Below are 8,464 nucleotides of genomic sequence, written 5' to 3'. Positions count from 1 at the left end.
CAACCAAGCGCTAATTGCTCTCGCCAGGCGGCGCTGCGATGTCATCTACGCCATGATGCGAGACGGCACACTTTATTGTCCTGCCTCCGTCACAACTGCTTGACGAACGACATAGGGACACCCCCCTCCAAAGCACATGCGCGTCGGCCCGCGCCCTCACCGCTGGGCGGCGGCCCCCGTGGGCATGGCTTGGCGGATGGCCAGCCATGGCTGCACGCCCTGTCGGCCAGCCGCCGCAGGCGCGGGCACAGCGGGCGCAGGAGTGGCTGCGGGCGTGGGGGTAGCTGCGGGCGCGGGACGGACGCCGCGGCGCACTTCATCCCCACTCTCCTGAGTACGATGTGCGGTCGGCGCATCCTGGCGCGGACGGGCCGGCGCCGGCGCCCGCAAGTCTTCACCGCGCGGGCCCATGACGACGTTCGAGGTCGGCGTGTCGTCCAGCGCGTGCGCGCACGTGCAGAGCAAAATCAGGCTGGCGGCTAACATGGTGCGCATCGACGTCTCCCGATGTTGTTATTTGTTGTATTATTTTGCACAACACAAATGAAATTGGCAAGCAAATAATGTTTCTTTTCATCAAAACCTTGCACCGTGCGCGTGCACAACGAATTTCCGTGCCGCTCTATGGCGCGCCCCTGTTTCATGCCACAATCGCATCACCATGACCATCACTCACGACGCCACCGTCCCGTCCGCGCCCCCCCCTTCCGCGCCCGCCGGCAACCTCAATTTCGTTCTCGTCTGCGTATTCATCGACATGCTGGGCATCGGCCTGGTGGTGCCGGTGCTGCCCATCCTGGTGGGCGAGTTCGTGCATGGCCGCGCCGGCCAGGCGTGGTGGTATGGTGCGCTCAGTTCCACCTTCGGCCTGATGCAATTCATCTTCATGCCCATGCTGGGCGCACTCAGCGACCGCATCGGCCGCCGTCCCGTGCTGCTGTATTCGATGGCGGGCATGTGCCTCAATTTCCTGGCCACGGCCTGGGCGCCCAACCTGGCTTGCCTGTTCATCGGCCGGGTGGTGGGCGGCATGTCGTCGGCCAGCATGTCGGTGGCGTCGGCCTACGCGTCCGACATTTCCACGCCAGACAACCGCGCCAAGAGCTTCGGCAAGGTCGGCGCCGCGTTCGGGCTGGGCTTCATCTGCGGCCCCATGCTGGGCGGCCTGCTGGGCAGCGTGAATCTGCACCTGCCGTTTTATGTGGCCGCCGCGCTGTCGGCCGCCAATTTCGTCTACGGCTACCTGGTGGTGCCGGAATCGCTGCCACAGGCGCGGCGCCAGACCTTCAAGCTGGCCAAGGTCAATCCGCTGGCGGCCATCGCCAAGCTGGCGCGGCGCACCGATATCCGTGGCCTGGTGATCGTCTACTCGCTGGTCACGTTCGCCCAGATGATGTTGCATTCGACCTGGGTGCTGTATACCCACTTCCGCTTCGGCTGGAGCCCGCGTGAAAACGGCATCGCGCTGTTCTGCGTGGGGCTGGCGGCGGCCGTCGTGCAGGCTGGCCTGCTGGGCGTGCTGATCCGGCGCCTGGGCGAAGTTCGATTGATGCTGGTGGGCCTGGGCTCGGGTTGCATCACCTACATGCTGTACGGCCTGGCCACCGAGGGCTGGATGATGTACGTCTTCATCCTGTGCAACCTGCTGGCGTTCGCGGCCGGCCCGGCGCTGCAGGGCATCATCTCCAAGGCCACGCCGGCGCAGGAACAGGGCGAACTGATGGGATCGCTGCAGTCGATCAGCAGCCTGGGCATCATCGTCATGCCGCTGCTGGGCAATACCATCGTGGCCAAGGTGAGCGACCTGCCGGCGCGCGACTGGCGCATCGGTACCACCTTCTTCGCCTGCGCCGCCATGCAGGCGCTGGCCATCCTGGTGGCGCGCCGCTATTTCCACCTGAGCCGGCTGCGCCAGCAGGCGCGGATGCAGGCCTGAACCCGCCACAATTCCTATGAAGCTGCTTCCGTCGCCGTCGCGTGGCCCCCTGGCTTGGCTGCTGGCCTTGCTGGCTGGCGCCGCCGGCATGGCCGGGGCCGCGTGCTCACGCGACATCAGCGCGCCGGTGGCGCCGACCGGCGCCAGCGTCATCATCGAAGCGGGTAAAGTCAGCGGTATCTACCCGGAGCTGTTGCGCGACGTCGGCCAGAGCAAAGGCTGCACCTTCCTGTTCCCCATTGTGCCGCGCGCGCGCCAGGTAGCCCTGTTCGAGGCGGGCAAGGCCGACATGCTGGTACCGGCCACGCGCACGGCCGCGCGCGACCAGCTCGGCATCTTCGTCCCCATGATGGGCCACCGCGCCACCCTGATCTCGCTGGCCAGCGACCGCGCGCCCATCACCAGCGCCAAGGAGTTGCTGGAGAGGCGCGAGCTGCGGGTGGCCGTGGTGCGCGGCTTCGATCATGGCGAACAATACACGGCGCTGGTGAAGGAACTGGCCAAACAGGGACGCCTGTTCACGGAAGTGGACGTGAGCGCCGTGGCGCGCCTGCTCAATATGGGCGCGGTCGACATCACCATCATGGGGCCGACCATCCTGGCCGGGGCCATCGCCCACGAACCGCGCGTGAGCGGCATGCTCGACAAACTGCGGCTGGAGCCGATACCGGAACTGCCCTGGGGCCAGAGCGGCGCCTACATTTCACGCCTGTCGCTCATGCCGGAAGACCAGCGCGCGCTGCGCGAACTGCTGGAACAGGCCGCCAAATCGGGCGCGGTGATGGAGGGTTTCCGGCGCTATCATCGGCCCGACATCCTGGCCGCCAGCGTGCGGGCGCACTGATGACGGCGGCCATGCGCCGCCCAAGGATACGCAGGGTCGCTGAGAAGGGACCGGAACAACTAGTGCAGCAATTTCATCAGCGCGCCCAGTACCGTCGTCTGCACCACCGTCAGACTGACGATCCACATGAGCAGTTCCACTTTCAGTTGCACCAGTTTGACGTCCATGCGTTGCTCCAGGGCGAGCAGATCGTCCTTGGTCGCCAGCGTATTCGTCACCAGGTCCCAGATCGCGTTGGCCAGCACGGCCGCCTGCCTGTCGCTGAAGCCTCCTTCCACCAGAGTGTCCTTGAATGCCAGTGAATTGAATGGAGATGTCATTATGCGCCTCTGGGCGGCCTGATTCTGTTTAGATCGTGCGGGCCGGCCTCAAGTTCCCCGGCCACCTCCACGTTTGACCGGCCACAACAACTTGACAGACCGCCGCCGAACTGCAACCATACGCGGCATGAAATTGACCCCTATACCTCGTTCGAATGTGAATTGGTGGCGCCGCTGACAGCGAGCGGCCACTGTTTATCCATAGTGAATGATGTTTTTATCAACGCCGCCTCCGCCAGGCGGCGTTTTTATTGGCGCGCCGGACGGGGGTAACGTAAAGGAACCCTGATGAGTCTGCCAGCCAAGTCCACCTCCCCCGCCGTGATCCTGACCGGCGACCGCCCCACCGGCCCCCTGCACCTGGGTCATTACGTGGGCAGCCTGCGCAACCGCGTCACCTACCAGCACGACTACAAGCAGTACATCATGCTGGCCGACTCGCAAGCACTGACCGACAATATGGACGACACGGGCAAGGTGCACCGCAACGTGGTCGAAGTGGCGCTGGACTACCTGGCCGTGGGCATCGACCCTGCCAAGTCCACCATCCTGATCCAGTCGCAGATTCCGGAACTGGCCGAGCTGACCTTCTATTACCTGAACCTGGTGACGGTGGCCCGCCTGGAGCGCAACCCCACCGTCAAGGCCGAAATCGTGCTGCGCGGCTTCGAACGCGACATTCCGGCCGGCTTCCTCACCTATCCCGCCAGCCAGGCGGCCGACATCACGGCGTTCAAGGCCGCGCTGGTGCCGGTGGGCGAAGACCAGATTCCCATGATCGAGCAGACCAACGAAATCGTGCGCCGCTTCAACCGCCTCGCCAACCAGGACATCCTGGTCGAATGCAAGGCGCTGGTACCGGAAATCGGCCGCCTGCCCGGTATCGACGGCAAGGCCAAGATGAGCAAATCGCTGGGCAACACCATCAACCTGGGCGCCAGCGCCGCCGAGATCACGGCCGCCGTCAAGAAGGTCTACACGGACCCACTGCACCTGCGCGTGGAAGACCCCGGCCACCTGGAAGGCAACGTCGCTTTCATCTACCTGGACGCATTCGATCCCGACCAGGCCGCACTGGCCGAAATGAAAGCCCATTACGTGCGTGGCGGCCTGGGCGACAGCATCGTCAAGAAACGCCTCGAACTGGTGCTGCAGGAAATGCTGGCCCCGATCCGCGCGCGCCGCGAGGAACTGGCCAAGGACCGTGGCTACATCATGCAAATACTGAAGGATGGCACGGCCGCCGCGCGCGAAGTGGCGGCCCGCACCGCCGACGAAGTGAAGGCCGCGCTTGGCCTGAGCTACTTCTAACGGCCTGAGTCTCACCGTCCAGGCACGCGCAAGCCATGTCCACCGCACGCCGGCCACGCCCGGCCGACCGGCGCACCAGCAGCAACGTCGCCGGTAGTGGCCGGAGCACCGCCGCCGGTGGTGGCCGTAGCAAGGCTGCCGATGGTGGCCGTGGCAAGGCAACAGATGCTAGCCGTGGCAAGGCTGCCAGTGCTACGGGCGGCGTCGGCTACCTGGCGCTGGCCGCCTTCGCCCTGCTCTACCTGGCCGCCACCCTGCTGTGGCGATTGCCGTCGTGGGTGGCGCTGCTGTATGGGGTGGCGAGCGTGTTGTGCTTTGCTGCCTACGCGCTCGACAAGGCGGCCGCCGTGCGCGGCCGCTGGCGCACGCCGGAACGCACGCTGCTGATGCTGGGCCTGGCATGCGGCTGGCCGGGCGCCATCCTGGCCCAGCAATGGCTGCGGCACAAGTCCAGCAAGACGGCGTTCCGCGCCGTATTCTGGTGCACCGTGGCGGCCAACGTGGCCGCCTTCACCTGGCTGGCCCGGTGGCAAGCGGCGTAAGAATCGCTCGCCATCCTCAGCAAGAAATCAATGTAGAAAGTCTGGCCGATGTGGAATGGCGTGTTGTGTGGCTTGCTGGCCGGTGCGATGTGGGGCATGGTGTTCATCGTGCCGGAACTGATGGCGGCCTACTCGCCGCTGGAGCTGGCCGTGGGCCGCTACGTCGCCTATGGCGCCATCGCTGCCGGCCTGATGCTGCCGCGCCTGAACAGCCTGTTGCACCGGCTCGACCGGGGCGACTACCTGGCCCTGCTGCGCCACGCGCTGGCCGGCAACATCGTCTATTACATGCTGCTGGCACTGGGCGTGAAGCTGGCAGGCGTGGCGCCCACTTCGCTCATCATCGGGGTGCTGCCCATCTCCGTCACACTGATGGGACACAAGGACCACGGCTCAGTGCCGTTGCGCCAGCTGACCTTGCCGCTGCTGGTGGTCACGGCCGGCATCGTCTGCATCAATATCGACGTATTCACCCATGACAGCGGCGGCGCTGGCATCGCCATCGGCCAAAAACTGGTGGGCGTGCTGTGCGCCACCGGCGCCCTGTTGTGCTGGAGCTGGTACACGCTGGACAACGCGCGCTACCTCAAGCGCAATGCCCACTTCAGCAGCGGCGAATGGTCAGCCCTGTACGGCCTGGCCAGCGGCCTGATCGCGCTGGTGATCGGCGTGGCCGCCTTTGCCATCTACCATGCCGACGTGACGGGCGCGGCCGGTGCGGCCAGCGGCCGCCACTGGGGCACATTCTGGCTCGTCAACGCGCTGCTGGCATTGGGCGCCTCCGTGATCGGCAACCATTTATGGAACGTGGCCAGCCGGCGCGTGCCCGTCACGCTGTCAGGCCAGCTGATCCTGTTCGAAACCCTGTTCGCCCTGCTCTACGGTTTCATCTACAAGCAACAACTGCCGCGCCCGCTGGAAGTGGCGGCCATCGTGCTGTTGATCGTGGGCGTGGTGTGGTCGGTGCGCGTGCATGCGCTGGAGGAGGCGCACTAGCCGCGCGCGCTACTGGCTGGTCAACAGGCCGTTCTCGCTCAGCAGATCCTGGATCAGTTCCAGCCGCAGCACGGGATTATCCTGCAGCAGCAGCCGCTGCTTGTCGCGCAAGTCCAGCCGCAGCAGTTCGCACCAGCGGTTGGCCACCCAGCCCGCGTCATCGAGCCGGTATGGCGGCGCCAGGTGCATATTGGCGGTGGAAATCTGTTTCTTTTCCAGCGAGCGGATCAGCGAGCCGAGCGCATCGGCCACGTTGCGCTGTTCCTCGGGCACGGGCACGGCCCGGTCGCCATCGAGCGGATCGACGTCGGCCACCCACAAGCCGTGCCTGAGCCGCTCCGCGTTACGCACCTGGAAGCGCGTGGTGCCCACGCACGACACGCGCAGCAAGCCCGGCATGGGCGCCGACCAGTCGATGATACGGGCCATGGTGCCGACGCTGGACAATACTTGCTCCTGCTCCGGCACTTGCACCTCGCTCCCCTCCAGCAACGGCACCACGCCAAACGGTTCGTCCTGAGCGATGCAGCGTTTGATCAAATCCAGGTAGCGCACTTCAAACACTTGCAGCGGCAGGTGCCCGTCGGGGAATAAGACTGTATTCAGTGGAAATAGTGAAATGGCAAGCATCCCGCATGATCGCACAGATCGGGACGGCCGGCATTGCCCTAAACGGGTGATAGCGCAAGAAAGGCAATAAGCCAGACTTCCTTTCACCACAAAAGCAACAGGTATGGGAGAAGGCGGCAGGAATATAACGCTGCGCGCCGTGCACCGGTCAGGGCACCGGCGATAAAACACGATCACGCTGGCGCGGACCAATGCAGTACCCGTCCACACCGGCGGCGACGCTGGCGATCAACCCGGGATCCGCGCACTGGCATTCAATCCAGCGCACGCGCTCCCGGTCCGCCATTATTTGATCAGATATTGATCCTTGTTTTTACCTTCCAGCCACTTTGGTGCGCGGCCGCGGCCGGTCCAGGTTTGGCCGGTAGCGTCGTCGCGATATTTGGTGGGCACGGGGGCGCGCGTCTTGACTGGTTTGGCTTTCGTCACCGCACCCAGGTCGGCCAGCGTCAAGCCATAGTCGCGCATGATGGCGGCGATTTTTTCCTTGGCTGCCTGCAATTCCGTCTTGCGTGCGGTTTCGGCCAGGTTTTCCAATTCCGCGATCTTTGCTTTGTATTCCTGGTACGTCGTCATATTTATATCCTCTAGATCGGTTGAGAGCGAATGTTTAAACTCGTCTTTCGTGGCGTTGCGGCTTAACTCTCGGTGTGACATTGTGTGAGAATTCACCAGATGCCAATTTACCATAAGACTGGCGAATTGTTATGGCGATATACACAACAAATACCAATATAAATAGTATTTCGAATAATTTCTACAACTTTCTGAATGTATTTCAGAATCCGCGGGAGAATAGCGGTGAAATAGCGGATACCAATGCCAAGCACGCCAGAGACAGTAAGTATCAAGCGAACTTTTTGTTACAACGCAATACCCAAGCAGTTAAATCCAGGTTAAAGCGCGGGGCTGCCGCAAACCCGGCGCGGCCCGCGCCGATCACTAGATGGGATGCCCTAGCATGGGAAGTACATTTTTTCCCCGGCCCGACGCTATAATGCGTCACCATTTATTCGCCATGGATTGACTATCGTGTCCGACCGCCTTGCCGTGCTGCCCCAATACCTGCTTCCCAAGGGAGCGCTGACCAATTTCGCGGGACGCGTGGCCGGCGCCAAAGGCGGCTCCGCCACCACCGGCCTGATCCGCTGGTTCGTGGGCCGCTACGACGTCAACATGGACGAGGCGCTCGATCCCGATATCAGCCACTACGCCAGCTTCAACGAGTTCTTCACGCGCGCACTGCGCCCGGACGCCCGCCCGCTGGCGCCGGCCGATTACGTCTGCCCGGTCGATGGCCGCATCAGCCAGTTCGGCGCGATCGAGGACGACCAGATCTTCCAGGCAAAAGGCCATCAATTCAGCACCACCGCCCTGCTGGGCGGCGACAGCGCGCTGGCCGAACACTTCCGCCACGGCAGCTTCGCCAACCTGTACCTGAGCCCGCGCGACTATCACCGCATCCACATGCCCTGCGATGGCAAGCTGACCCGCATGATCTATATTCCGGGCGCCCTGTTCTCCGTCAACCCCACCACGGCGCGTGGCGTGCCCGGCCTGTTCGCGCGCAATGAACGCGTGGTGTGCGTGTTCGAAGGCGCCCACGGCCCCTTCGTGCTGACGCTGGTGGGCGCCACCATCGTCGGCAGCATGGCCACCGTCTGGCATGGCGTGGTCAATCCGCCGCGCTCGGCCGCGGTGCGCCAGTGGCATTACGCGGACCAGAACATCGTGCTGAAAAAAGGCGAGGAAATGGGCCGCTTCCTGCTCGGCTCCACGGTCGTCATGCTGTTCCCCAAGGACACCATCCACTTCAATGCCGGCTGGCAGCCGGCCGCCGCCGTCCGCTTGGGCGAGATGATGGGCAACACGAAATAAGCGCCAC

At 64.0% G+C, this 8,464-nt stretch carries 10 protein-coding genes; 6 read left to right on the top strand and 4 right to left on the bottom strand.

Features of this window, described 5'->3' with window-relative positions; genetic code table 11:
- Positions 1-156: 156 nt before the first annotated feature.
- The gene (locus tag H3H39_RS26725) at positions 157-495 is read right to left on the bottom strand and encodes a hypothetical protein (RefSeq protein WP_182157536.1); all 339 of its coding nucleotides are present in this window, start codon (positions 493-495) and stop codon (positions 157-159) included.
- A gap of 166 nt (positions 496-661) precedes the next feature.
- Between H3H39_RS26725 and H3H39_RS26720 the strand changes: the two genes are divergently transcribed.
- Together H3H39_RS26720 and H3H39_RS26715 are read left to right on the top strand one after the other, a co-directional pair.
- Complete coding sequence (locus tag H3H39_RS26720) at positions 662-1,936, top strand: TCR/Tet family MFS transporter (protein ID WP_182157534.1); 1,275 nt, start codon at positions 662-664, stop codon at positions 1,934-1,936.
- A gap of 16 nt (positions 1,937-1,952) precedes the next feature.
- Positions 1,953-2,780, top strand: a complete 828-nt coding sequence (locus H3H39_RS26715) for a substrate-binding periplasmic protein (protein WP_182157532.1) — start codon at positions 1,953-1,955, stop codon at positions 2,778-2,780.
- A 59-nt stretch (positions 2,781-2,839) separates the two neighbouring features.
- Here H3H39_RS26715 and H3H39_RS26710 read toward each other — a convergent pair whose 3' ends face one another.
- Complete coding sequence (locus tag H3H39_RS26710; protein ID WP_182157530.1) at positions 2,840-3,100, bottom strand: CCDC90 family protein; 261 nt, start codon at positions 3,098-3,100, stop codon at positions 2,840-2,842.
- A gap of 288 nt (positions 3,101-3,388) precedes the next feature.
- Here H3H39_RS26710 and trpS point away from each other — a divergent pair, with 288 nt between their 5' ends.
- From trpS to H3H39_RS26695, 3 genes are read left to right on the top strand one after another with little or no spacing between them, the layout of a single operon-like run.
- Positions 3,389-4,411 carry a tryptophan--tRNA ligase gene (gene trpS, locus H3H39_RS26705; protein ID WP_182157529.1) on the top strand — a complete coding sequence of 341 codons (1,023 nt, stop codon included), beginning with the start codon at positions 3,389-3,391 and terminating at the stop codon, positions 4,409-4,411.
- A 35-nt stretch (positions 4,412-4,446) separates the two neighbouring features.
- The gene (locus tag H3H39_RS28430; RefSeq protein ID WP_182157527.1) at positions 4,447-4,953 is read left to right on the top strand and encodes a DUF1294 domain-containing protein; all 507 of its coding nucleotides are present in this window, start codon (positions 4,447-4,449) and stop codon (positions 4,951-4,953) included.
- Between the two features lie 48 nt (positions 4,954-5,001).
- Positions 5,002-5,949, top strand: a complete 948-nt coding sequence (locus H3H39_RS26695; RefSeq protein WP_182157526.1) for a DMT family transporter — start codon at positions 5,002-5,004, stop codon at positions 5,947-5,949.
- Positions 5,950-5,958: 9 nt separating this feature from the next.
- Here the strand turns inward: H3H39_RS26695 and H3H39_RS26690 are convergent, their stop codons facing one another.
- Both H3H39_RS26690 and H3H39_RS26685 read right to left on the bottom strand, forming a co-directional pair.
- Positions 5,959-6,579 carry an LON peptidase substrate-binding domain-containing protein gene (locus H3H39_RS26690; RefSeq protein WP_182157524.1) on the bottom strand — a complete coding sequence of 207 codons (621 nt, stop codon included), beginning with the start codon at positions 6,577-6,579 and terminating at the stop codon, positions 5,959-5,961.
- Positions 6,580-6,864: 285 nt separating this feature from the next.
- A complete protein-coding gene (locus H3H39_RS26685) occupies positions 6,865-7,155 on the bottom strand; it encodes an H-NS histone family protein (protein WP_182157522.1) in 291 nt (96 codons plus the stop codon).
- Positions 7,156-7,611: 456 nt separating this feature from the next.
- Between H3H39_RS26685 and asd the strand changes: the two genes are divergently transcribed.
- The gene (asd, locus tag H3H39_RS26680) at positions 7,612-8,457 is read left to right on the top strand and encodes an archaetidylserine decarboxylase (protein ID WP_182157520.1); all 846 of its coding nucleotides are present in this window, start codon (positions 7,612-7,614) and stop codon (positions 8,455-8,457) included.
- The last annotated feature ends 7 nt before the right edge of the window (positions 8,458-8,464 follow it).

Origin of the sequence: Rugamonas apoptosis (assembly GCF_014042355.1) — a bacterium.
GTDB classification, from domain to species: domain Bacteria; phylum Pseudomonadota; class Gammaproteobacteria; order Burkholderiales; family Burkholderiaceae_D; genus Rugamonas; species Rugamonas apoptosis.
This window is presented reverse-complemented; position numbering and strand designations above follow the sequence as displayed.

Bases quoted from the DNA above. Each gene is read 5' to 3' on its own strand.
- H3H39_RS26725 (WP_182157536.1), bottom strand. From the start codon at position 495: ATGCGCACCATGTTAGCCGCCAGCCTGATTTTGCTCTGCACGTGCGCG.
- H3H39_RS26720 (WP_182157534.1), top strand. From the start codon at position 662: ATGACCATCACTCACGACGCCACCGTCCCGTCCGCGCCCCCCCCTTCC.
- H3H39_RS26715 (WP_182157532.1), top strand. From the start codon at position 1,953: ATGAAGCTGCTTCCGTCGCCGTCGCGTGGCCCCCTGGCTTGGCTGCTG.
- H3H39_RS26710 (WP_182157530.1), bottom strand. From the start codon at position 3,100: ATGACATCTCCATTCAATTCACTGGCATTCAAGGACACTCTGGTGGAA.
- trpS (WP_182157529.1), top strand. From the start codon at position 3,389: ATGAGTCTGCCAGCCAAGTCCACCTCCCCCGCCGTGATCCTGACCGGC.
- H3H39_RS28430 (WP_182157527.1), top strand. From the start codon at position 4,447: ATGTCCACCGCACGCCGGCCACGCCCGGCCGACCGGCGCACCAGCAGC.
- H3H39_RS26695 (WP_182157526.1), top strand. From the start codon at position 5,002: ATGTGGAATGGCGTGTTGTGTGGCTTGCTGGCCGGTGCGATGTGGGGC.
- H3H39_RS26690 (WP_182157524.1), bottom strand. From the start codon at position 6,579: ATGCTTGCCATTTCACTATTTCCACTGAATACAGTCTTATTCCCCGAC.
- H3H39_RS26685 (WP_182157522.1), bottom strand. From the start codon at position 7,155: ATGACGACGTACCAGGAATACAAAGCAAAGATCGCGGAATTGGAAAAC.